The organism is Streptomyces sp. NBC_00457, assembly GCF_036014015.1.
Lineage (GTDB): Bacteria > Actinomycetota > Actinomycetes > Streptomycetales > Streptomycetaceae > Streptomyces.
This window is the reverse complement of the sequence record NZ_CP107905.1, coordinates 1,826,181-1,846,543: the sequence shown is the minus strand read 5'-3', so window position 1 is coordinate 1,846,543 and position 20,363 is coordinate 1,826,181. Positions and strand designations below refer to the sequence as shown.

Below are 20,363 nucleotides of genomic sequence, written 5' to 3'. Positions count from 1 at the left end.
GCAAACGACATGTACTGGCAGGACCTATCGCTCGAGAACGAGGGCGAGACCTTGGCCAACGCCGATGCACAACGTGGCGACACCAACCCCCCTCCCCGCCCGGCGAAGCTGATGCGCAACCGTCCCCGCAAGCCGCGCCCCCGACGCCCCCAGCGGATGCCCCAGCGCAATCGCCCCACCCTGCGGATTGAGGATCCCCGGATCGAATTCGGGCCACTCGGCAACACACCCCAACACCTGCGCCGCGAACGCCTCGTTCAGCTCCAGAACCGACAGATCCCCGAACCCCTTACCCGCCTTGGCCAGCGCACGCGTCACCGCTTCGACGGGGGCGAGCCCGAAGTAGTGCGGGTCGAGCGCGTTGACGCCGCTCGCGGAGACCCGGGCAAGCGGCTCGCGCCCCGTCGCCTTCAGCCCCTCCTCGTCCACGAGCAGCAGCGCCGCCGCACCGTCGTTGAGCGGGGACGCATTGCCTGCGGTGACCGTGCCCTCGGAGGTGCGGAAGGACGGCTTCAGCTTCGCCATCGCGGCCAGGGAGGCGTCCGCGCGGACGCACTCGTCGGCGCCGAAGACGATCGGGTCGCCCTTGCGCTGCGGGACCGGCACCGGGGCCAGCTCGGCATCGAACAGCCCCGCCTGCTGGGCGCGCGCGGCCTTCTGATGGGAGGCCAACGCGAACTCGTCCTGCTGCTCACGACTGATCTTGTGCTTCTCGGCGATCAGCTCCGCGCTCTCGCCCAGCGGAACCGTCCACTGCGGCTCCATCTTCGGGTTGACCATCCGCCAGCCGAGCGTGGTCGAGTACAGCTCGGCGTGCCCGGCCGGGAACGGCTTGTCGGACTTCGGCAGCACATACGGCGCCCGGGTCATCGACTCCACACCACCGGCCACGGCGATGGACGCGTCCCCGAGGGCGATCGCGCGGGCCGCCTGGATCACGGCTTCCAGACCCGACGCGCAGAGCCGGTTCACGGTGACGCCCGGCACGGACGTCGGCAGTCCGGCCAGCAGCGCGGCCATGCGGCCGACGTTGCGGTTCTCCTCACCCGCGCCGTTGGCGTTGCCGAAACAGACGTCCTCGATCCGCGACGGATCCAACTGCGGTGTACGGGCGAGGAGTTCGCGGATGGCGTGGGCGCCCAGGTCGTCCGGGCGCACGCTCGCCAGACCGCCGTTGTAGCGGCCGATCGGCGTGCGCACCGCGTCGACGATGTACACGTTCTTCACTGCGGACTTCACTTCAGGCCCTCCGCTACGGTCAGCTTCGCGTCGGTCTTGCCGGTGATCTCGTCGACGCCCACACCGGGCGCCGTCTCGACGAGCACCAGGCCGTCGTCGGTCACGTCCAGCACACCGAGGTCGGTGATGATCCGGTTCACACACGCCTTCCCGGTGAGCGGCAGCGCGCACTCCTCCAGGATCTTCGGGGAGCCGTCCTTGGCGGTGTGGGTCATCACCACGATCACCGTACGCGCGCCGTGCACGAGATCCATCGCGCCGCCGATCCCGGTGATCATCTTGCCGGGGATGGCCCAGTTCGCCAGGTCCCCGCGGGCGGAGACCTGCATGGCGCCCAGCACGGCGACGTCGATGTGGCCGCCGCGGATCATCGAGAAGGACAGCGCCGAGTCGAAGTAGGAGGCGCCGGGCAGGACCGTGACGGTCTCCTTGCCCGCGTTGATCAGGTCGGGGTCGACCTGGTCCTCGGTGGGGTAGGGGCCGGTGCCCAGGATGCCGTTCTCCGACTCCAGGATCACCTCCACGCCCTCCGGGAGATAGTTGGGGATCAGGGTCGGCAGGCCGATGCCGAGATTGACGTACTGGCCGTCCCGTAGTTCGCACGCCGCGCGGGCGGCCATCTGTTGCCGGGTCCAGGCCATCAGCTGCTCACCGTCCGCTGCTCGATCTTCTTGTCCGCCGCCTGCTCCGGGGTGAGTGCGAGGACCCGCCGCACGAAGATGCCGGGCAGATGCACCGCGTCCGGGTCGATCTCGCCGGGCTCGACGAGTTCCTCGACCTCGGCGATCGTCACCCGGCCCGCCATCGCCGCGAGGGGGTTGAAGTTGCGCGAGGACTTGTTGAAGACCAGGTTCCCGTGCCGGTCGCCCTTCGCCGCCCGCACCAGCGCGAAGTCGGTGCGGATGCCGCGCTCCAGCACGTACTCCGTGCCGTCGAACTCCCGTACCTCCTTCGCGGGGGAGGCCAGAGCGACGCCGCCGGAGCCGTCGTAGCGCCACGGCAGTCCGCCATCGGCGACCAGGGTTCCGACACCGGCGGGGGTGTAGAAGGCGGGGATGCCGGCGCCGCCGGCCCGCAGCCGCTCGGCGAGGGTGCCCTGCGGGATCATCTCGACTTCCAGCTCACCGGCCAGGTACTGCCGCGCGAACTCCTTGTTCGCCCCGATGTAGGAGCCGGTCACCCGGGCGATCCGGCCCGCGGCGAGCAGCACGGCGAGACCGGACTCCATCGCCCCGCAGTTGTTGGACACGACGCCCAGACCGCTCACGCCCCGCTCGTACAGCGCCTGGATCAGTACGTTCGGCACACCGCTCAGTCCGAATCCGCCGACCGCGAGGGTCGCGCCGTCCGGCACATCGGCCACCGCCTCCAGGGCCGTGGCGACCACCTTGTCCATCCACGCAGCCTTCCACTTGCTCAGCGCACTGAGTATTTCAGCGAACTTTCTCTCAAGCTGCCACTATGGGAGTCTGACGTCAATACTCACTGGTCTTCAGTGCACCAACCAATACGACTCGGGAGCGCACATGGCCGCGGTGGATCTCACCACCCACCCCGGGCACCTGGCCCGGCGCCTCCAGCAGGCTCACTACCTGCTGTGGAACACCATGGTCTCCGAGGAGATCACGTCACCGCAGTTCGCCGTCCTCAACGCGCTCGTCGCCGAGCCGGGCCTCGACCAGCGCACGGTGGGGGAGCGCGTGGGGCTCGACCGGTCCACCATCGCCGAGGTGATCAGCCGGCTCGGCCGCCGGGGCCTGCTCGACAAGGTGCGCGACCCGCAGGACGGCCGCCGCTTCCTGCTGCGGCTGACGGACGAGGGCACCCGGACCCACCGCAAGCTCACGGTCCGTACGGCCCGGATGAACCAGATCTTCCTGGCCCCGCTCTCCGCCGAGGAACAGACCGTCTTCTTCGACCTCATCCGCCGTGTCTCGGACGCGGCGGAGGGGCTCCGCAATCCGACGGAACCTCTTACGGCGTCGAAGGCGGGGTACCGGCGCCGGTAGCGGCGTCTCTACGAGGGCGGTCTCTACGAGGGCGCGAAGACCACCCACACCTGGCCCTCGGCGAAGGTGACCGGCATGCCCTTCCCAGTGGTGAATTCCGTGCCGCCGGTCGCGTCCGCGCGCTTCCAGTCGGCGTCGAAGACCTTGCCGTCGCGCAGCACCTCCGCCCTGCCCGAACCGACCGTCTCGGTGTACGGCGTCGTGTTGCCGAGGGAGTCGTGGAAATCGGACTCACGCACCTTCACGTACTGGACCACGACCGTCGCCGGCGCCAGCCGCGCTCCGTCGGTGGTCACCGTCGGCGAACCGTCCATCGACACCAGCCAGCGGTCGCGGCTCCCGGACCAGGTGAAGGTGAAGCGGGCGGCCGGGTAGCGCACGGTCCGGGAGGTCTCGGGGGTGCCGCCCGAGGGTGCGGTGCCGTAGCGGAATCCGGTCGTCAGCGCGTCCGCGCCGGGCGCGGAGGGCAGCAGCCGGTCGGGCCGCAGATAGAGGTTGTGCGGGGCGGGTGTGGACGTACCCCGGTAGTAGGCGTCGGACGTCTTGCCGGGCGGCTGGGCGTTCACCGGCTCCTCGTCGATCAGCGGGAGCAGTCTGCGCTGGGCCCCCGAGAAGGCGAGCGTGGGCCGGTCGAACTGGCGCAGCAGCTCCAGATCGGACTCGCGGGCGCTGCGCACCGGGCCGATCACGGGCGGCAGCTTGGTCGCGTACACCGCCATCAGCCGGCTCAGGCCGCCCTCGACCTGCTCGACGTACACGATGTCCGCGGAGTCGAGCCCCGTGTGGGGGCGGGCCGAGCGGGCGTTGTCGATCTTCACGGCGAGCACCGAGCCCTCGGCCGCCCGGCTCTGCGACGGCCGCTCGCCCTGCTCCTGGCCCGGTCCACGCCCGTCGTCGCCCGACGAGGTGCAGCCGGCCGCCAGGGAGAGCGTCATCAGGGCGGCCAGGAGCGCCGCCCCCGTTGTGGCGCGTCGCGTGCGCGCCCTGCGTCCCATGCCCACCGTTGCCACCTGTCTCGTGTCAACGATTGTGCACGTCCAGGCCTATTTATAGCCATACCTGATCGGTTCTGATCGGGTTCCTCCGTAGCCTCATGGGCCGAAGATCTCCGCCAGGTCATAGCTCACCGGCTCCTCCAACTGTGCGTAGGTGCAGCTCTGCGGATCCCGGTCCGGGCGCCAGCGGCGGAAACGGGCCGTGTGCCGGAAGCGGGCCCCGTTCTCCATGTGGTCGTACGCCACCTCGACGACCCGCTCCGGCCGCAGCGGCACCCAGGACAGGTCCTTCTTGCCGGACCAGCGGCTGGGCGCTCCGGGCAGCCGCGCCGACTCGTGCGCCGCCTCCTCGGCCCAGGCCGCCCAGGGGTGCCCGGCGACATCGTCCATCCGCAACGGCTCCAGTTCCTCGACGAGTTCGGCCCGGCGCGTCATCGAGAAGGCGGCGGAGACGCCCACGTGCTGGAGGGTGCCCTGATCGTCGTAGAGGCCCAGCAGCAGCGAGCCCACGACCGGGCCGCTCTTGTGGAAGCGGTAGCCCGCGACGACGACGTCCGCGGTGCGCTCGTGCTTGATCTTGAACATGGCGCGCTCGTCCTGGAGGTAGTGCACCCCGAGCGGCTTGGCGATGACACCGTCGAGGCCCGCCCCCTCGTACTGGTCGAACCACTGCCGCGCCACCTCGATGTCGGTCGTCGCCGGCGCCAGGTGCACGGGTGCCGTCACCCCGTCCAGCGCCCTGGTCAGCAGGGCCCGGCGGTCGCTCAGCGGGACGTCAAGGAGGGACTCGTCGTCCAGCGCCAGCAGGTCGAAGGCGACGAAGGAGGCCGGGGTCTTCTCGGCGAGCATCCGCACCCGGGAGTCCGCCGGGTGGATGCGCTCGGTCAGCGCGTCGAAATCGAGGCGCCCCTCACGAGCGATCACGATCTCGCCGTCCACGACACAGCGCTTCGGCAGCCTCTCCCGCAACGCCACCACCAGTTCCGGAAAGTACCTGGTCAGCGGCTTGCCGGTGCGGCTGCCGAGCTCCACGTCCGCCCCGTCGCGGAACGCGATCGCGCGGAAGCCGTCCCACTTCGCCTCGTAGTGCATGTCCGGCGGGATCTTCGCGACCGACTTGGCGAGCATCGGCTTCACGGGTGGCATCACAGGGAGGTCCATGCTCTGATTCTGCGCGTGTGAAGCCGTGAACGCCCGGTGTGCGAGGGACGGGTGTTGGGCCTACCGTGGCTCGCATGGGTGAAGCGGTGCAACTGGAGGCGGGCGGCCGGACGGTACGGCTGTCCAGCCCGGGCAAGATCTTCTTTCCGGAGCGCGGTTTCACCAAGCTGGACCTCGCCCGGTACTACATCGCCGTCGGCCCCGGCATCCTGCGCGCCCTGCGCGACCGGCCCACCACCCTGGAGCGCTACCCGGACGGCGTGACCGGCGAGAACTTCTTCCAGAAGCGGGCCCCGAAGAACATGCCCGACTGGATCCCCACCGCCCACATCACCTTCCCCAGCGGCCGCAGCGCCGACGAGATGTGCCCCACGGAGGAGGCCGCCGTCCTGTGGGCCGCCCAGTTCGGCACCCTCACCTTCCACCCCTGGCCGGTGCGCCGCGACGACGTCGACCACCCCGACGAACTCCGGATCGACCTGGACCCGCAGCCCGGCACCGACTTCGACGACGCCGTCCGCGCCGCCCATGAACTGCGCGCGCTCCTGGACGAGTTCGGCGGCCTGCGCGGCTTCCCCAAGACCTCCGGCGGACGCGGCCTGCATGTCTTCGTGCCCATCGAACCCCGCTGGACCTTCACCCAGGTCCGCCGCGCCGCGATCGCCGTCGGCCGCGAGCTGGAACGCCGGATGCCGGACCACGTGACCATCAAGTGGTGGAAGGAGGAGCGGGGGCAGAAGATCTTCGTGGACTACAACCAGACCGCCCGGGACCGCACCATCGCCTCCGCCTATTCCGTACGACCCCGCCCGCACGCCCCTGTCTCGGCGCCCCTGCGCTGGGACGAGGTCGGCGTCGCCCACCCCCGGGACTTCGACCTGGCGACGATGCCGGTGCGCTTCGCCGAAGTGGGCGACGTCCACGCGGACATGGACGACCACCGCTACTCCCTTCAGGCCCTGCTGGACCTGGCCGCCAAGGACGAACACGACCACGGGCTCGGCGATCTGCCGTACCCGCCCGAGTATCCGAAGATGCCGGGCGAGCCGACGCGGGTGCAGCCGAGCCGGGCCAGGAAGAAGGCGGCGCCCCCTGAGGAGGCGCCGCCGGAGCCTACAACTCCTTGATAGCTATAACTCCTTGATGCCTACAGCTCCTTGATCCGGATGTCCCGGTACGAGACCACATCCGTCGTGCCGTGCACCTGGAGCCCGACGTAGCCGGAGGCGAACCTGCGCCCGTCCGTGCCCGGGTCGTCCGAGCGGGGCGGGGTGAAGTCCTGGCCGCCGATGTTGTCGAACTCGTTGATCAGCACGCCGTTGCGGTAGACCGAGTAGTGCTGGTCGACCACACGGATCTCGTAGTCGTTCCACGTGCCCTTCTGGGTGACGCCCGCACCGGCGAGCCCCACCCGGTCGAAGCCGTAGACCGACCCGGTCTTGTACATGTCCCCACTGGGACTGTCGAAGACCTGCACCTCGTGCCCGTACTTGATCGCGACCCACTCCGGCCGTGACTCCTCCGGATGGTCATGGACGTACGGGAACCGCACGAACACACCGGAGTTGGCGTTGCCCGTGCCGGGCGCGTCGTCCCGCCACTGGAGGCGGAGCGAGAAGTCGCCGTACTTGCGCTCCGGGAACCACAGCATGCCCAGGCCCGCCTTCGTGGTGCCGCTGGTCATCGACCCGTCGGGGTTGAGCCCGAACGAACCGCCGCCCACGTGCGCCCACTTGGCGAGGGAGCCTGCCGTGCCGTCGAAGATCGTGCGGTAGCCCTCGGTCTGGCCGGGCTTGCCGATCCCGGACTCACGGGCGGCCTTCAGGATCCTGTTGTGCTCCCGCTGATCGACGACGCCTTCGCCGAGGAGCGTGGTCAGGACCGTCCGTACGTGCTTCAGGAACAGCGCGTGGGACGTCCACTCCTTCTCGTCCTCGATCAACTCGTTGATGCGGCACCGGTTGTTGGTGACGCGGTTCGGCACACCCGAGTCGACCGTGCCGACGAGGACCGTCAACCGCTCGTCGAACTCAGGGCAGTTGGGCGCCGGCACGCCGCCTCCGGCCACCACCGTGAAGCTCACCGTCCGTGACTCGGAGGTGTTGCCCGCCTTGTCGCTCGCCCGGTAGGCCACGGTGTGCGGGCCCACGCGGTCGACGATCACGGGCGTGGTGTAGGCCAGGTAAGGGCCGCCGTCGAGCGAGTACTCGATGCTCGCGACCTCGCCGCCGTGGTCGGTCGCGCTGACGGTGACCTTGGCGTTGTTCACATACGCCCCGGCGGAGTTCCGCGTGCCGTCGACGCTCACACCGGTGACGGGCGGGGTGGTGTCCTGCGGGGGCGCCGAGACGACCGTGAACTGGACGCTCTTCTCGGCGGCCGCATTGCCCGCCTTGTCGGTGGCGCGGTAGCGGACGGTGTGCGTACCGACCGCGTGCACCATCACGGGGGCGGTGTACGGCTGCCAGGCGCCGTCGCCGACCGCGTACTCGATGGTGTTGACCCCGGAACCGGTGTCGGAAGCGGACACGGTGACGGTCGCCATGTCGATATAGGCACCGTCCGCGTTCTGCTCGCCGGTCACCGTCGCAGAGGTCTCCGGCGGTGTCTTGTCATCGGTCGACGGCGCCACGACAGTGAACTGCACGCTCTTCTCGGCCGCCACGTTCCCCGCCTTGTCCAGGGCGCGATAGCGGACCTTGTGGCTGCCGACCTGGTCGACGACGACCGGGGTGGTGTACGGCTGCCAGGCGCCCGTGTCACCGATCGCGTACTCGACGCGGTCCACGCCGGAGCCGCCGTCCTCGTCGGTGGCGTTGATCGCCACGCTCGCCGAACCGACGTACTGGCCCTGCGAGTTCTGCGACCCGCTCACCTGGGCCGAGGTCTGCGGCGGGGTGGTGTCCTCGCCGGTGCCCTCGGTCACCACGAGGATGCCCTGCATCTGGCCGTGTCCCGGGATCGTGCAGTAGTAGCGGTAGCGGCCGGGGGTGAGCGTAACCTCGGCGGTGTGCTTGCCGCCCTGGTCGTCGTTCGGGTTGGCGAGGATGTTCAGCGGGACGTCGTTGTTGTACTCCGGGTCGGAGACGTCGAACGTCAGGGTGTGCGGCATGCCGGTCGTGTTGCCGGTCGCCACGCTGTTCTCGAAGACGATCGTCGTCGTACCCGCCTCGGCCGTCGCCGGCACGGACGTGTACTTGTCGATGTCGTTGCCCGCGGTCCAGGTGAGGGTCTGGGCGGCGGCCGCCTGAGGCTCCGGTTGTCCTGCGGCGGGCAGGCTCTGGAGCCCCAGGATCACCAGGAGCGCGGCCAACAAGGCCGTCAGGATTCTTCGTCGGTGTCTCACTGCGCTCCCCTCGCCAGCTGGCCGGCGGCCGGTGTCGGACCGCCGCCCGTGTACGTGACCCGCCACAGCGCCGACTTGGCGTCCGAGGTGAAGAAGCCGCGGCCGTAGTCGAGGACGTACATGGCTCCGTCCGGACCGAACTTCCAGTCCATGAGGTTCTTGATGCCGTCGTTGCCGATCGGCACGATCTTCTTCAGCGACTCCGAGTGGATCGGCAGACCGCCGTCACCGTGGGTCTTCGGGTCGGTGATGACGGCATTGCGCGGCTGGTCGGCGTCGTAGAAGTCGCCGACGAACCACTTGCCGTCCCAGTAGGAGGGCCACTTCGTCGCGCTCGCGCTCTGGGCGTCGTACCGGTAGACCGGCCCGTTCATCGCGGCCTGGCCGCCGCCCTTGAGCCACGGCAGCAGGTACTTGGCCTCCTCCTGCTTGTACGAGGGGATGCCGTTCGCGTCGCGCGGGAAGTCCGGGGCGCCGCCCTGGGGCGAGTACCAGATGTTGTTGCCGGTGACCGGCGGCAGGTTGACCAGGCCGTCGTTGTTCGGCGACTCGTTCTTCGGCTGGTCGCAGTCGTACCAGCCCAGCGGTTGCGACGGGTCGGGCAGATTGCGGTCACGGTAGGGCTGCTTGTTGCCCATGCAGTACGGCCAGCCCCGGTTGCTCGCCTTGGTGATGACGGCGAACGTGTCGTACTTCGCCGGGCCCCAGGTCGTCGAGGGCGCCGAAGCGTCCGGGCCGACCCAGCCCGCGTAGAGGATGTCGGTCTTCTGGTCGACGAAGATGCGGGCCGGGTTCCTGACCCCCATCACATAGATCTCGCCGCGCGTCTTCCCGCCGCCCTCGTCGGTCTCCTTACCCGTGAACAGGTTCCCCTCGGGGAGCGTGTACGTGCCGTCGGGCTCCGGGTGGATGCGCAGGATCTTGCCGTTGAGGTTGTTGGTGTTACCGGCGGTGCGGCGCGCGTCGGCGAAGGAAACGCCCTTGTAGTTGGGCTGCGGGTTGTTGCCCGAGTAACCGCCGCTGAAGCCGCTGGAGTTGTTGTCGCCCGTTGCGATGTACAGGTTGCCCTTCGAGTCCCAGGACATCCCGCCGCCCGAGTGACAGCAACTGTGGATCTGCACCGGCCACTTGAGCAGCACCTTCTCACTGCTCAGGTCCAGCTTGTTGGAGGCGAGGTCGAGCGTGAAGCGGGAGACCCGGCGCTCGGCCATGCGCGTGTCGCGGTTGATCTGCGAGTGCGGCGTGTAGTGCAGATACACCCAGCCGTTCTGCTCGAAGCGCGGGTCCAGCTCGATACCGAGCAGCCCCTCCTCGACCTTGATCAGCTCGTCGCCGCCGCCCTTGTTGCCGAAGACGCTCAACGCGCCCGCCAGGGTGACCTTCTTGGTCTTCGGGTCGTAGACGTGGATCTCGCCCTTGCCCTTGCCGATGTCCGGGTTGTTCCAGTCGGTGATCACCGGCTGGGAGGAGTCGGCGCCGCCCCGGCCGATGTAGAGCACGCGTCCGTCGGGCGCGGTGACCAGGCCGTGCGGCTCGCCGATCTGGTCGTTCTGACCGGGCTGATTGGGCTGGGTCAGGCGCTCCGCCTTGTAGTTGGCGTTGATCGTCGCCTTGCAGTCGGCCTGCGCGAGGCGGGTGGTCCACAGCAGCGCGCCGCGCAGATGGGCGCGGAAGTCCGTCTCGTCGTACGACGACACCGTGCCGCCCATGCCGGTGTAGAAGGAGCGTCCGCCGTCGTAGTCACGGCACCAGCTCACCGGGTGGTCCCACCCGTTGGCGGTGGTTCCCGGCTGGTACGTCGACTCGCGCACCCGCGCGACGGTGTGCACCTCGCCGGACGGGTTCTTCACCCAGTTGAACCACTGGTCCGGCCGCTTCCACTGAACCGGCAGATCCTTGGTGGCCGGGTGCTGCCGGTCGCCGACCTCAACCGTCGCGCGCTGTACGGCCGTTGGGCTGGAGGCCGCCGGGCGGGCGCCGACCAGACCGGTGAACCAGTCCGAGTACGGCTCCGCGCGTGCCGCGTCATGGACGCCGACGAAACCGCCGCCCGCCTCCATGTACGCCTCCAGGCCCGCCTCCTGCTCCGGGTCGAGGACATCGCCGCCACCGGTCAGGAACACGATCGCGTTGAAACGGCCCAGCCGGGTCTCGTCGGTGAAGACCGAGGCGTCGTCCGAGGCCACCACCTTGAAGCGCTGGTTCTCCGGTCCGGACAGGCCGATCTTCTCGATGGCCTCGATCCCGGCGTTCACGACCGGCGACTCCTCCCCGGCCGCCGCGGAGCCGTAGAAGACCAGCACCCGTGCATTCGCGCCGCCCGGCGGCGACTTGATGGACATCGTTGTCAAGGGCGATCCCGGGTCGGGACGCGCGTTCGCGGCGGGACCCGACATGAGTCCGGCGGCGACGACGCCGGCGGTCACAGTGGCCGCCCAGACCCGTCTTCTTCTTGTGCTCAACCCTCGTAAGTGCATGGGCACCTCCTCGGTCACAGCGACAACGCCAAGGAAGCTAGACCTCTTTGCCCGACCCGCCAATACCTATGACCGCAATGACACGAACTTTGTCCAGGGTGTGGAGAAACGAGAGCGTGGCCGGTACCGTCTCACAAGTTCATCACAGGTGCGCCTCCGCAAGTTCCGTATCAGGGTGGGGAGTTCCGCATGGACCGACGCGGGTTCAACAGACGTCTTCTGCTGGGTGGCGCGGCCGTCGCGACATCGTTGTCCGTGGCCTCCGAGGCCGCCGGCGTCGACACCTCGGCGAAGAGCGCCGCGGCGAGGACGGCTCCGGCCGGCGGCGCGGTCAAGCACATCAAGCTGTACGCCGAGAAGTTCGCCGACGGGCAGCTGGGCTACGGCTTCGAGAAGGGGAAGGCGACGATCCCCGGGCCACTGATCGAACTCAACGAGGGCGACACCCTGCACATCGAGTTCGAGAACACGACCGACGTGCGGGCGAGCCTGCACGTCCACGGCCTGGACTACGAAATCACCAGCGACGGCACCAAGTTGAACAAGAGTGACGTCGAACCGGGCGGCACCCGCACCTACACCTGGCGCACCCACAAGCCCGGCCGCCGCGCCGACGGCACCTGGCGGGCGGGCAGCGCGGGCTACTGGCACTACCACGACCACGTCGTCGGCACCGAGCACGGCACCGGCGGCATCCGCAAAGGCCTCTACGGTCCAGTGATCGTGCGCCGTCAGGGCGATGTCCTGCCCGACGCGACCCACACGGTCGTCTTCAACGACATGCTGATCAACAACAAGCCGGCGCACTCGGGGCCCAACTTCGAGGCCACGGTGGGCGATCGGGTCGAGTTCGTGGTGATCACACACGGCGAGTACTACCACACCTTCCATATGCACGGTCACCGCTGGGCGGACAACCGCACCGGCATGCTCACCGGCCCCGACGACCCGAGCCAGGTCATCGACAACAAGATCACCGGCCCGGCGGACTCCTTCGGCTTCCAGGTGATCGCGGGGGAGGGGGTCGGAGCGGGCGCGTGGATGTACCACTGCCATGTCCAGAGCCACTCCGACATGGGGATGGTGGGGCTGTTCCTGGTGAAGAAGAAGGACGGAACCATTCCGGGGTACGAGCCGCACGAGCATGGTCATGAGCCGGCCGCGGGGTCCGCGCACGAGCACTGACAGGCGTACGGAGAGCGCTCTCACCGCGGCACGTGGCGCGGGCTATCCTGATCGGCAGCCGCCGAGGAGGAGCCCACGTGACCGAAACCGCCCCGCGTCCCACCCTGGAGGCCGTGGCCGCCCGGGCCGGGGTGTCCCGGGCCACCGTGTCCCGTGTGGTGAACGGCGGGGACGGCGTGCGGGAACCTCTGGTGGAGCGGGTGCGGCGGGCCGTGGAGGAACTGGGGTACGTCCCCAATCAGGCCGCCCGCAGTCTGGTCACGCGGCGGCACGACGCCGTCGCCGTCGTCGTCGCCGAACCGGAGACACGGGTCTTCGCCGACCCCTTCTTCGCGCTGCAACTCCGGGGAATCAGCAAGGAGCTGACGGCGCACGACAACCAGCTCGTCCTGCTGCTGACCGAGGGGCGCGACGACCACGCGCGCGTGGGGCGCTATCTCGCCGGGGGCCATGTCGACGGCGCCCTCGTCTTCTCCCTGCACCTGGACGATCCACTGCCCGAGTTGATCCAGCGCGCGGGAATCCCGACCGTGTTCGGCGGCCGGCCCGGCTGGAGCGACGGCACGAGCGGCGTGGTCTACGTCGACAGCGACAACCGCGGCGGCGCCCGCGAGGCCGTACGCCATCTCGTCGGCCTCGGCCGCACCCGCGTCGCGCACATCACCGGTGCCCTCGACCAGACCTCCGCGGTGGACCGGCTCGACGGGTTCCGGGACGTCATGGCCGACGTCGATCCGCGGCTCGTCGTGGAGGGCGACTTCACGCCGGCCGGCGGTGAGCGGGCGATGCGGGAACTCCTCGACCGGTGCCCCGACGTGGATGCCGTCTTCGCCGCGAACGACCTGACCGCCGCGGGCGCCCTGCGGGTGCTGCGCGAGCGCGGGCGGCGGGTGCCGGACGACGTCGCCGTGATCGGTTTCGACGACATGCTGCCGGTCGCCGAACAGACCGACCCGCCGCTGACGACGGTCCGTCAGGACATCGAGGAGATGGGGCGGTTGATGGCGCGGCTGCTGTTGAAGGGCCCGGCGCCGGGCGGTGTGGTGCTGCCCACGACGCTGGTGCGACGGGTCTCGGCGTAACCCCGGCAGGCGCATGCATCGCCGAGCGGAACGTCCGGACGGCCCGGGACGGACGCGTTCCGACGGCGATTGTCAGTGGGCGGTGCAAGACTCGGCAGGGCAGGCAACGGGACAACGGGACCTCTCGAGGAGGGCACCATGCTCAGCACCCGTTTTGTGAACGGCGCTCCCAACTGGGTCGATGTCGGTACGGCCGACATCGGGGGCGCCACCTCCTTCTACGGCGCCCTGTTCGGCTGGGAGTTCCGGTCGGCGGGGCCTCAGGCCGGTGGGTACGGCTTCTTCCAGCTCGGCGACAGGATCGCCGCGGGCGCCATGCAGACCACGCCGGAGCAGGGTCCGCCGTCCTGGACGGTGTACTTCCAGAGCCCGGACGCGGATGCCACGGTCAAGGCGGTGGAGCAGGCCGGCGGCAGCGTGCCCGTGGCGCCGGTGGACGTCATGGGGCAGGGCCGGAGCGCGATCCTCGCCGATGACAAGGGCGTGCCCTTCGGGATCTGGCAGCCCGCCGCCAGGAAGGGTCTCGACGTGGTGAACGACCCCGGTTCGCTGTGCTGGGTCGAGCTCTACACGCCGGACATCGCCCGGGCCGCCGCCTTCTACGACGCCGTGTTCGGCTGGGAGACCTCGGCCATGCCCTTCCCCGGCTCCACGTACACCTGCGTCAACCCCGCAGGGACGGACGAGAACGCCATGTTCGGCGGCCTGGTGCCGCCGGCGGACGACCCGACCGAGGCTGAGTCCGGCCCGTACTGGCTGCCGTACTTCGAGGTCGAGGACACCGACGCCGTGGTCGCCAAGGCGCGGGAGCTGGGCGGCGGGGTGCGAATGCCCGCCACCGACGCGGCGGGCGTCGGCCGGATGGCCAAGCTCGTCGACCCTTACGGCGCGCGCTTCGCGGTGATCAAGAGCGTGCCGCAGGAGAACTGAAAACACGGCGGCCGTGCCGCGCGCCGCGTTGATCCGGCGTTGATCGAACGTTTTTCGATGCCCGGCACGCTGCTGGCCATGCACACCGAAACCATCACCCCGGCCGACCTCGCCTGGCAGGAGGAGGCACTGTGCGCCCAGACCGGGGCGGACTTCTTCTTCCCCGAGCCCGGCAGCTCCGTACGGGAGGCGAAGCGGATCTGCGGTCTGTGCCCGATCCGCTCCGCCTGCCTGGAGTACGCGCTGGACAACGACGAGCGCTTCGGCGTCTGGGGCGGCCTGTCGGAGAAGGAGCGCCTGGAGCTCAGGCGTACGTCCCCCTGAACCGCCCCACCCGGACGTCTCAGCCCGCGGCCCGCGCCGCCATCCGCGCCTTGCGTGCCGCCAGCTTCTCGTCGAACTTCGACGCCTCCGCGTCCAGCCCGCCCATGTACAGGCCGAGCTCGTCCTGCGCCTTCTGCCCCTCCGGGCCGAGGCCGTCGATCTCCATGACCTTCAGGAAGCGCAGCACGGGCTGGAGCACGTCGTCGTGGTGGATGCGCATGTTGTAGATCTCGCCGATCGCCATCTGCGCGGCGGCCCGCTCGAAGCCGGGCATGCCGTGACCGGGCATGCGGAAGTTCACGATCACGTCGCGCACCGCCATCATGGTCAGGTCGGGCGCGAGCTCGAAGGCGGCCTTCAGCAGGTTGCGGTAGAAGACCATGTGCAGGTTCTCGTCGGTCGCGATGCGCGCCAGCATGCGGTCGCAGACCGGGTCGCCGGACTGGTGGCCGGTGTTGCGGTGCGAGACGCGGGTCGCGAGCTCCTGGAAGGAGACGTAGGCCACCGAGTGCAGCATCGAGTGGCGGTTGTCCGACTCGAAGCCCTCGCTCATGTGGGCCATCCGGAACTGCTCCAGCTTGTCCGGGTCCACCGCGCGGGAGGCGAGCAGGTAGTCACGCATCACGATGCCGTGGCGGCCCTCCTCGGCGGTCCAGCGGTGCACCCAGGTGCCCCAGGCGCCGTCGCGGCCGAAGAGCGAGGCGATCTCGTGGTGGTAGCTGGGGAGGTTGTCCTCGGTGAGCAGGTTGACGACGAGGGCGATCCGGCCGATCTCGGTGACCTTGGACTGCCCCTTCTCCCAGGCCTCGCCGTCCTCGAAGAAGCCGGGGAAGTTGCGGCCGTCGCTCCACGGCACGTACTCGTGGGGCATCCAGTCCTTGGTGACCTTGAGATGCCGGTTGAGTTCCTGCTCGACGACTTCCTCCAACGCGTACAGCAGCTTGGCGTCGGTCCAGACGGAAGGGCTGCCGAGGTGAGGGGAAGTAATCGTCACGGGTACTCCAGGGGACGTCGGGAGGAACCGGCGAGCGGTGCCGGGTAACTTACGGGATCGTAGGCTACGAAACCGTAGGTTACGAAGCCGTAGGTTAAGAGCGCTGTAAAGACTGCTGATCAGCCAACGTTCCCAAGGAATACGGAGCAGCCCCGGGACCCGCAGGTCCCGGGGCTTTTGGGGCGATTCGGTACCCGGTCAGGCGTACAGTTCACGCAGCCTGACCGAGAGGCATGTCACACATCCCTCGAGCTTCTCGAACTCGCTGATGTCCACGACGACCGGGTCGTGGCCGAGATCGGCCAGCAGTTCCGCCGTCTTCGGCGCGCTCGCCGCCATGAGCAGCTTGCTGCCGCCGAGCAGGACCACATGGGCGCCGGCCTCCTCAGGGACCGACAGGAAGCGCGGGAACAGCGACGGCCGGTCCACCTTGGGGATGTGCCCGATGACCGTCCCGTCGGGCAGGGCCGTCACCGCCGACTTCAGGTGCAGCACCCGGCTCACCGGTACGGCGACGACACGCGCCCCGAGCGGTTCGAAGGTGGCCCGCAGCTGCTGGACGCCGGCCGCGTTGGTGCGGCCGCCCCGGCCGACGTAGATGGTGTCGCCGACCTTGAGGACGTCGCCGCCGTCCAGCGTGCCGGGATCCCAGATCCAGTTCACCGAGCAGCCGAGCCGGGCCACGGCCTCCTCGACGCCGAGGGTCTCGTCACGCCGGGACTCGGCGCCGGACCGGGCGATCAGTGCGACGTTCTTGTACATGACGACCGTGTCCTCGACGAACACCGAGTCGGGGCAGTCGTCGGCCGGATCCACCTCGACCGTCTCCCAGCCGTGCCCGCGCAAGGCCTCCGCATACGCCTCCCATTGCTCGAGCGCGAGATCGAGGTCGACCTTCTCCCGCTCGATGTGGGTCACCAGCCCTTCGGCGAGGCGCGGGCTGGGGCGGCGGATGAGGGCCTTCTTGCTGGGCACGTCCAGGACTCCGAATCGGGTGAGAGTGTCGGCGCCCGTGACGCAGCGCCGGTCCGCCATCATGCAGGGCCGGTCCGGGCGCACGAAACCCCCGTCGTCAGGCTGTGGCCTCCCCGAGATGATCGGCACCCGTGATCTCGCGCAGCTCGCCGTCCAGGAACAGCCACCGGGTGATGCCGATCGACTCCAGGAACGGCACGTCGTGGCTGGCCACGATCAGCGCCCCCTCGTACGACTCCAGCGCCGTGGTGAGCTGGCGGACGCTCGCCATGTCGAGGTTGTTCGTGGGCTCGTCCAGCATCAGCAGCTGTGGTGCCGGTTCCGCCAGCATCAGCGCGGCCAGCGCCGCCCGGAAGCGCTCGCCGCCGGACAGCGTCGCCGCCTGCTGGTCGGCCCGGCCGCCCCGGAACAGGAAGCGGGCCAGCCGGGCCCGGATCCGGTTGTTGGTGGCGCTCGGCGCGAACCGGGCCACGTTCTCGACGACGGTGCGGCTGTCGTCGAGGACGTCGAGCCGCTGCGGCAGGAACCGCAGGGGCACATGCGCCGTCGCCTCGCCCGACACCGGCGCCAGCTCTGAGGTGATCGTCCGCAGCAGCGTCGTCTTGCCCGCGCCGTTGCGCCCGATCAGCGCGACCCGCTCGGGACCGCGCAGCTCGAAGCCGCCGGCCACCCGCGCGCCGTAGGCGAGCTCCAGATCCTGGAGGGTGAGGACGGTACGGCCCGGCGGTACGGCCGTGTGCGGCAGGTCGACGCGGATCTCGTCGTCGTCCCGTACGGCCTCCACCGCCTCGTCGAGACGCTCCCTGGCCTCGGCGAGTTTCTCCTGGTGCATGATGCGGTGCTTGCCCGCGGACTCCTGCGCCGCACGCTTGCGCGCCCCCATGACGATCTTCGGTTCGCGCTTCTGGTCCCACATCTTCTGGCCGTACCGCTTGCGGCGGGCCAGCTTGACCTGGGCGTCCACCAGCTCGCGCTTCTGCTTCTTCAGGTCGGCCTCGGCGACCCGCACCATACGCTCGGCGGCCTCCTGTTCGGCGGCGAGGATCTCCTCGTACGCCGAGAAGTTGCCGCCGTACCAGGCGATCTCCCCGGAGCGCAGATCGGCGATCTGGTCGACCAGTTCCAGCAGTTCACGGTCGTGGCTGACCACGACCATCACCCCGGGCCAGGCGGCGACGGCCGCGTACAGCCGCTTGCGGGCGTAGAGGTCGAGGTTGTTGGTCGGCTCGTCGAGCAGCAGCACGTCCGGCCGGCGCAGCAGCAGTGCGGCCAGCCGCAGCAGGACCGACTCGCCGCCCGAGACCTCGCCGATCCCGCGGTCCAACTCGATGTGTCCGAGCCCGAGTTCGCCGAGGGTGGCGAGGGCGCGCTCCTCCACGTCCCAGTCGTCGCCGATGGTCTCGAAGTGCTCCTCGGCCGCATCGCCCGCCTCGATGGCGTGCAGTGCGGCCCGCTGTGCGGCGATGCCGAGCGCCTCGTCGACCCGGAGTGCGGTGTCGAGCGTGACGTTCTGCGGGAGATAGCCGATCTCCCCGGCCACCCGGACGGTGCCGTCGGCGGGTGCGAGGTCACCGGCGATCAGCTTCAACAGGGTTGATTTCCCTGACCCGTTGACGCCGACGAGTCCGGTCCTGCCCGGGCCGAAAGCGGTGTCGAGGCCCTCGAAGACGGCGGTGCCGTCGGGCCAGGCGAAGGACAGGGACGTAACGGTGATGGACATGGACATGCGGGCCTCCGCGGTTGCTCGAAAGGTTCAGGGGCAAACGCGTATCGAGACACCTGCGACCAACGGGGGAGAGGTCCCGGGAGGCATGAGAAAAGCCCTGCCCGTCGAGGACGGCTCGAATGCCGAGGTCGCACGCGGCGCCCACACCCAAGGGTGTGACGCGGTGTCTCAGGACCTCAGACGAGCAACGTCCTTCTCCAATCGACGGCAACAGAACCGCTGTACAACGTACGAGGGGGCTCATCGGCTGTCAACGGATTAACGTGAACCCCGTCCGCACCGCGAAGGAGGCCCCGTGCCCAACGGCTCGCTGTCGCTGCCGGCCCGGCTCTGCCTGCTGGCCTGGGACACCACGACGAACGAGGTCACCGGCGCCGCCCACCTCCACCACGTCGTGCGGGCCGGCGCCCTCACCGAATTGGCCCAGCGCGGCCTGCTCATCGACGCCGACTCCATCGCGACCCCGGTCGACATGGACTCCCTCACCGGGGACGCCGTGCTGGACGGGCTCCTGGAACTCGTCCGGGAGTCACGCCCGCACCGGTGGCGGACCTGGGTCACGCTGCACGCGCGCGTGACGCTCGACGCCGTACAGGCGAAGCTCGCCGCCGACGGCTACCTGCGGGTGACGAAGAAGCGGGTCCTCGGGGTGTTCCCCACCGTCGAGTACGGCCTTCACGGCACAACCGTCGTGGAGGCCCTGCGCGAGGAGGCGCGGCAGATCCTCGAAGGGCCGCTGTCCGTCACGGAGATCGCGGACCGGGACGCCGCCGTCGTCACCCTCGCCGTCGCGGGCCGGATGAGCACGCTGGTGCCCCCGAAGGAGCTGGGCCGCCACGAGGAGCGGGTGGCGGCGCTGACGGAACGGAGCTGGGCCGCGGCGCCGGGCCTGCGGGCGGTGATCCGCGAGGTGCGTGCCGGGGTGGTCGCGGCGGTGACGGTGCCGTCGGTGACGACGGGCGGCTGAGCCGGCACACGCGTGGGTCGCCATCGTCACCATCGTGTCGGATTTCTGCCAGCTCCCGCACGGCCAGGGCTGGTTGAGTGACCCGCATGACGAACCAGAACACTCTCCGCGACCGGGCGCAGGCCTTCCGGGCTCTGCACGTTCCGGGCCGGCCGCTGGTCCTGCCGAACGCCTGGGACACCGTGAGCGCCTGTCTCGTCGAGGACGCCGGTGCCGCGGCGGTGGCGACCACGAGTGCCGGGCTGGCGTGGGAGCTGGGTGCCCCGGACGGCGACCGGCTGGAGCGCGACGCCGCGATGGAGGCCGTCGCGCGTATCGCCGCCGCGGTGGACGTACCGGTCAGCGCGGACATCGAGAGCGGCTACGCACAGGATCCGGCGGGCGTCGCCGACACCGTCCGCGCGGTGCTCGCGGCGGGCGCGGTGGGCGTGAACATCGAGGACGCGCTGTACGGCGCCGGAGAGGGTTCGCTGCGGCCGGTCGCCGAGCAGGCGGAGCGTATCGCCGCCGCCCGGGAGGCCGCCGACACCGCTGGCGTGCCGCTGTACGTCAATGCCCGCATCGACACGTTCCTGCGCGGCGCCGGGGGAGTGGACCTCACCCTGGAGCGGGCCGCCGCCTTCCTGGCCGCGGGCGCCGACGGCATCTTCGTCCCCGGCACCGTCGAGCCGGAAACCGTGAAGCTGCTCGCCGACGGAATCGACGCGCCACTGAACGTGATGGCCGGTCCCGGCGCACCGCCGGTGCCCGAACTGGCCGCACTCGGGGCCGCCCGCGTGAGCGTCGGCTCAGGCATCACCCAGGCCGCACACGCCCTGGTCCGCCGAGCCACTCGAGAACTGCTGACGGCGGGGACGTACGACTCACTCACGGACGGACTCGACTACGGCGAGCTCAACGAGCTTCTGGGCCGAACGCGCTGAGCAAAGCGCCCCTTTAGGGGCGCGGGGCTG

18 protein-coding genes are annotated in these 20,363 nt (G+C 69.8%); 8 read left to right on the top strand and 10 right to left on the bottom strand.

Annotated features, from left to right (window positions below; all coding sequences use genetic code 11):
• Positions 1–24: 24 nt before the first annotated feature.
• Genes OG828_RS08585 through OG828_RS08575 form a run of 3 tightly spaced genes read right to left on the bottom strand, consistent with a single transcriptional unit; the run spans position 25 to position 2,635 of the window.
• Positions 25–1,227 (bottom strand): thiolase family protein, encoded by a 1,203-nt coding sequence (locus tag OG828_RS08585; protein WP_328504824.1) that lies wholly within the window; start codon positions 1,225–1,227, stop codon positions 25–27.
• 8 nt (positions 1,228–1,235) lie between these two features.
• A complete protein-coding gene (locus OG828_RS08580) occupies positions 1,236–1,880 on the bottom strand; it encodes a CoA transferase subunit B (RefSeq protein ID WP_328500694.1) in 645 nt (214 codons plus the stop codon).
• Positions 1,880–2,635 carry a CoA transferase subunit A gene (locus OG828_RS08575; protein WP_328500693.1) on the bottom strand — a complete coding sequence of 252 codons (756 nt, stop codon included), beginning with the start codon at positions 2,633–2,635 and terminating at the stop codon, positions 1,880–1,882. The genes OG828_RS08580 and OG828_RS08575 overlap by 1 nt, the downstream gene beginning before the upstream one ends.
• 130 nt (positions 2,636–2,765) lie before the next feature.
• Between OG828_RS08575 and OG828_RS08570 the strand changes: the two genes are divergently transcribed.
• The gene (locus OG828_RS08570; protein ID WP_328500692.1) at positions 2,766–3,248 is read left to right on the top strand and encodes a MarR family winged helix-turn-helix transcriptional regulator; all 483 of its coding nucleotides are present in this window, start codon (positions 2,766–2,768) and stop codon (positions 3,246–3,248) included.
• A 23-nt stretch (positions 3,249–3,271) separates the two neighbouring features.
• Here OG828_RS08570 and OG828_RS08565 read toward each other — a convergent pair whose 3' ends face one another.
• Together OG828_RS08565 and OG828_RS08560 are read right to left on the bottom strand one after the other, a co-directional pair.
• Positions 3,272–4,243, bottom strand: coding sequence for a DUF3048 domain-containing protein (locus tag OG828_RS08565; RefSeq protein ID WP_328500691.1), 972 nt, complete (start codon positions 4,241–4,243; stop codon positions 3,272–3,274).
• A gap of 96 nt (positions 4,244–4,339) precedes the next feature.
• On the bottom strand, positions 4,340–5,404 hold the full coding sequence (locus tag OG828_RS08560) for an ATP-dependent DNA ligase (RefSeq protein ID WP_328500690.1): 1,065 nt from the start codon (positions 5,402–5,404) through the stop codon (positions 4,340–4,342).
• A gap of 74 nt (positions 5,405–5,478) precedes the next feature.
• On the opposite strand from OG828_RS08560, the gene ligD reads away from it, so the two are divergent.
• A complete protein-coding gene (gene ligD, locus OG828_RS08555; RefSeq protein WP_328500689.1) occupies positions 5,479–6,531 on the top strand; it encodes a non-homologous end-joining DNA ligase in 1,053 nt (350 codons plus the stop codon).
• A gap of 20 nt (positions 6,532–6,551) precedes the next feature.
• Here the strand turns inward: ligD and OG828_RS08550 are convergent, their stop codons facing one another.
• Together OG828_RS08550 and OG828_RS08545 are read right to left on the bottom strand one after the other, a co-directional pair.
• The gene (locus tag OG828_RS08550; RefSeq protein ID WP_328504823.1) at positions 6,552–8,732 is read right to left on the bottom strand and encodes an OmpL47-type beta-barrel domain-containing protein; all 2,181 of its coding nucleotides are present in this window, start codon (positions 8,730–8,732) and stop codon (positions 6,552–6,554) included.
• A 14-nt stretch (positions 8,733–8,746) separates the two neighbouring features.
• Positions 8,747–11,227 carry a ThuA domain-containing protein gene (locus tag OG828_RS08545; RefSeq protein ID WP_328352003.1) on the bottom strand — a complete coding sequence of 827 codons (2,481 nt, stop codon included), beginning with the start codon at positions 11,225–11,227 and terminating at the stop codon, positions 8,747–8,749.
• 189 nt (positions 11,228–11,416) lie between these two features.
• Here OG828_RS08545 and OG828_RS08540 point away from each other — a divergent pair, with 189 nt between their 5' ends.
• From OG828_RS08540 to OG828_RS08525, 4 genes are all read left to right on the top strand, one after another.
• On the top strand, positions 11,417–12,412 hold the full coding sequence (locus OG828_RS08540) for a multicopper oxidase domain-containing protein (RefSeq protein ID WP_328500688.1): 996 nt from the start codon (positions 11,417–11,419) through the stop codon (positions 12,410–12,412).
• A gap of 77 nt (positions 12,413–12,489) precedes the next feature.
• Positions 12,490–13,494 (top strand): LacI family DNA-binding transcriptional regulator, encoded by a 1,005-nt coding sequence (locus tag OG828_RS08535; RefSeq protein ID WP_328351997.1) that lies wholly within the window; start codon positions 12,490–12,492, stop codon positions 13,492–13,494.
• Positions 13,495–13,632: 138 nt separating this feature from the next.
• Positions 13,633–14,424, top strand: a complete 792-nt coding sequence (locus OG828_RS08530) for a VOC family protein (protein WP_328351994.1) — start codon at positions 13,633–13,635, stop codon at positions 14,422–14,424.
• Between the two features lie 39 nt (positions 14,425–14,463).
• Positions 14,464–14,748, top strand: coding sequence for a WhiB family transcriptional regulator (locus tag OG828_RS08525; protein ID WP_443060101.1), 285 nt, complete (start codon positions 14,464–14,466; stop codon positions 14,746–14,748).
• Between the two features lie 19 nt (positions 14,749–14,767).
• On the opposite strand, the gene OG828_RS08520 is transcribed toward OG828_RS08525, so the two are convergent.
• The 3 genes from OG828_RS08520 to OG828_RS08510 all read right to left on the bottom strand — a co-directional run bounded on the left by OG828_RS08520 (position 14,768) and on the right by OG828_RS08510 (position 18,443).
• Positions 14,768–15,742, bottom strand: a complete 975-nt coding sequence (locus OG828_RS08520) for an acyl-ACP desaturase (RefSeq protein ID WP_301985898.1) — start codon at positions 15,740–15,742, stop codon at positions 14,768–14,770.
• Positions 15,743–15,940: 198 nt separating this feature from the next.
• A complete protein-coding gene (gene ddaH / locus OG828_RS08515) occupies positions 15,941–16,717 on the bottom strand; it encodes a dimethylargininase (RefSeq protein WP_328351987.1) in 777 nt (258 codons plus the stop codon).
• A gap of 97 nt (positions 16,718–16,814) precedes the next feature.
• Entirely contained in the window at positions 16,815–18,443 is a 1,629-nt protein-coding gene (locus tag OG828_RS08510; protein WP_328500687.1) for an ABC-F family ATP-binding cassette domain-containing protein, read from the bottom strand.
• Positions 18,444–18,738: 295 nt separating this feature from the next.
• Between OG828_RS08510 and OG828_RS08505 the strand changes: the two genes are divergently transcribed.
• Positions 18,739–19,410, top strand: a complete 672-nt coding sequence (locus OG828_RS08505) for a GOLPH3/VPS74 family protein (protein WP_328500686.1) — start codon at positions 18,739–18,741, stop codon at positions 19,408–19,410.
• An 86-nt stretch (positions 19,411–19,496) separates the two neighbouring features.
• Complete coding sequence (locus OG828_RS08500) at positions 19,497–20,333, top strand: isocitrate lyase/PEP mutase family protein (protein WP_328500685.1); 837 nt, start codon at positions 19,497–19,499, stop codon at positions 20,331–20,333.
• Positions 20,334–20,363 lie beyond the last annotated feature (30 nt).

What these genes read in the sequence shown, in the direction of transcription:
- OG828_RS08500 (WP_328500685.1), top strand. Translation starts at nt 19,497, where the DNA reads ATGACGAACCAGAACACTCTCCGCGACCGGGCGCAGGCCTTCCGGGCT.
- OG828_RS08545 (WP_328352003.1), bottom strand. Translation starts at nt 11,227, where the DNA reads ATGCACTTACGAGGGTTGAGCACAAGAAGAAGACGGGTCTGGGCGGCC.
- OG828_RS08575 (WP_328500693.1), bottom strand. Translation starts at nt 2,635, where the DNA reads ATGGACAAGGTGGTCGCCACGGCCCTGGAGGCGGTGGCCGATGTGCCG.
- ligD (WP_328500689.1), top strand. Translation starts at nt 5,479, where the DNA reads ATGGGTGAAGCGGTGCAACTGGAGGCGGGCGGCCGGACGGTACGGCTG.
- OG828_RS08560 (WP_328500690.1), bottom strand. Translation starts at nt 5,404, where the DNA reads ATGGACCTCCCTGTGATGCCACCCGTGAAGCCGATGCTCGCCAAGTCG.
- OG828_RS08570 (WP_328500692.1), top strand. Translation starts at nt 2,766, where the DNA reads ATGGCCGCGGTGGATCTCACCACCCACCCCGGGCACCTGGCCCGGCGC.
- OG828_RS08580 (WP_328500694.1), bottom strand. Translation starts at nt 1,880, where the DNA reads ATGGCCTGGACCCGGCAACAGATGGCCGCCCGCGCGGCGTGCGAACTA.
- OG828_RS08530 (WP_328351994.1), top strand. Translation starts at nt 13,633, where the DNA reads ATGCTCAGCACCCGTTTTGTGAACGGCGCTCCCAACTGGGTCGATGTC.
- OG828_RS08565 (WP_328500691.1), bottom strand. Translation starts at nt 4,243, where the DNA reads ATGGGACGCAGGGCGCGCACGCGACGCGCCACAACGGGGGCGGCGCTC.
- OG828_RS08510 (WP_328500687.1), bottom strand. Translation starts at nt 18,443, where the DNA reads ATGTCCATGTCCATCACCGTTACGTCCCTGTCCTTCGCCTGGCCCGAC.
- OG828_RS08540 (WP_328500688.1), top strand. Translation starts at nt 11,417, where the DNA reads ATGGACCGACGCGGGTTCAACAGACGTCTTCTGCTGGGTGGCGCGGCC.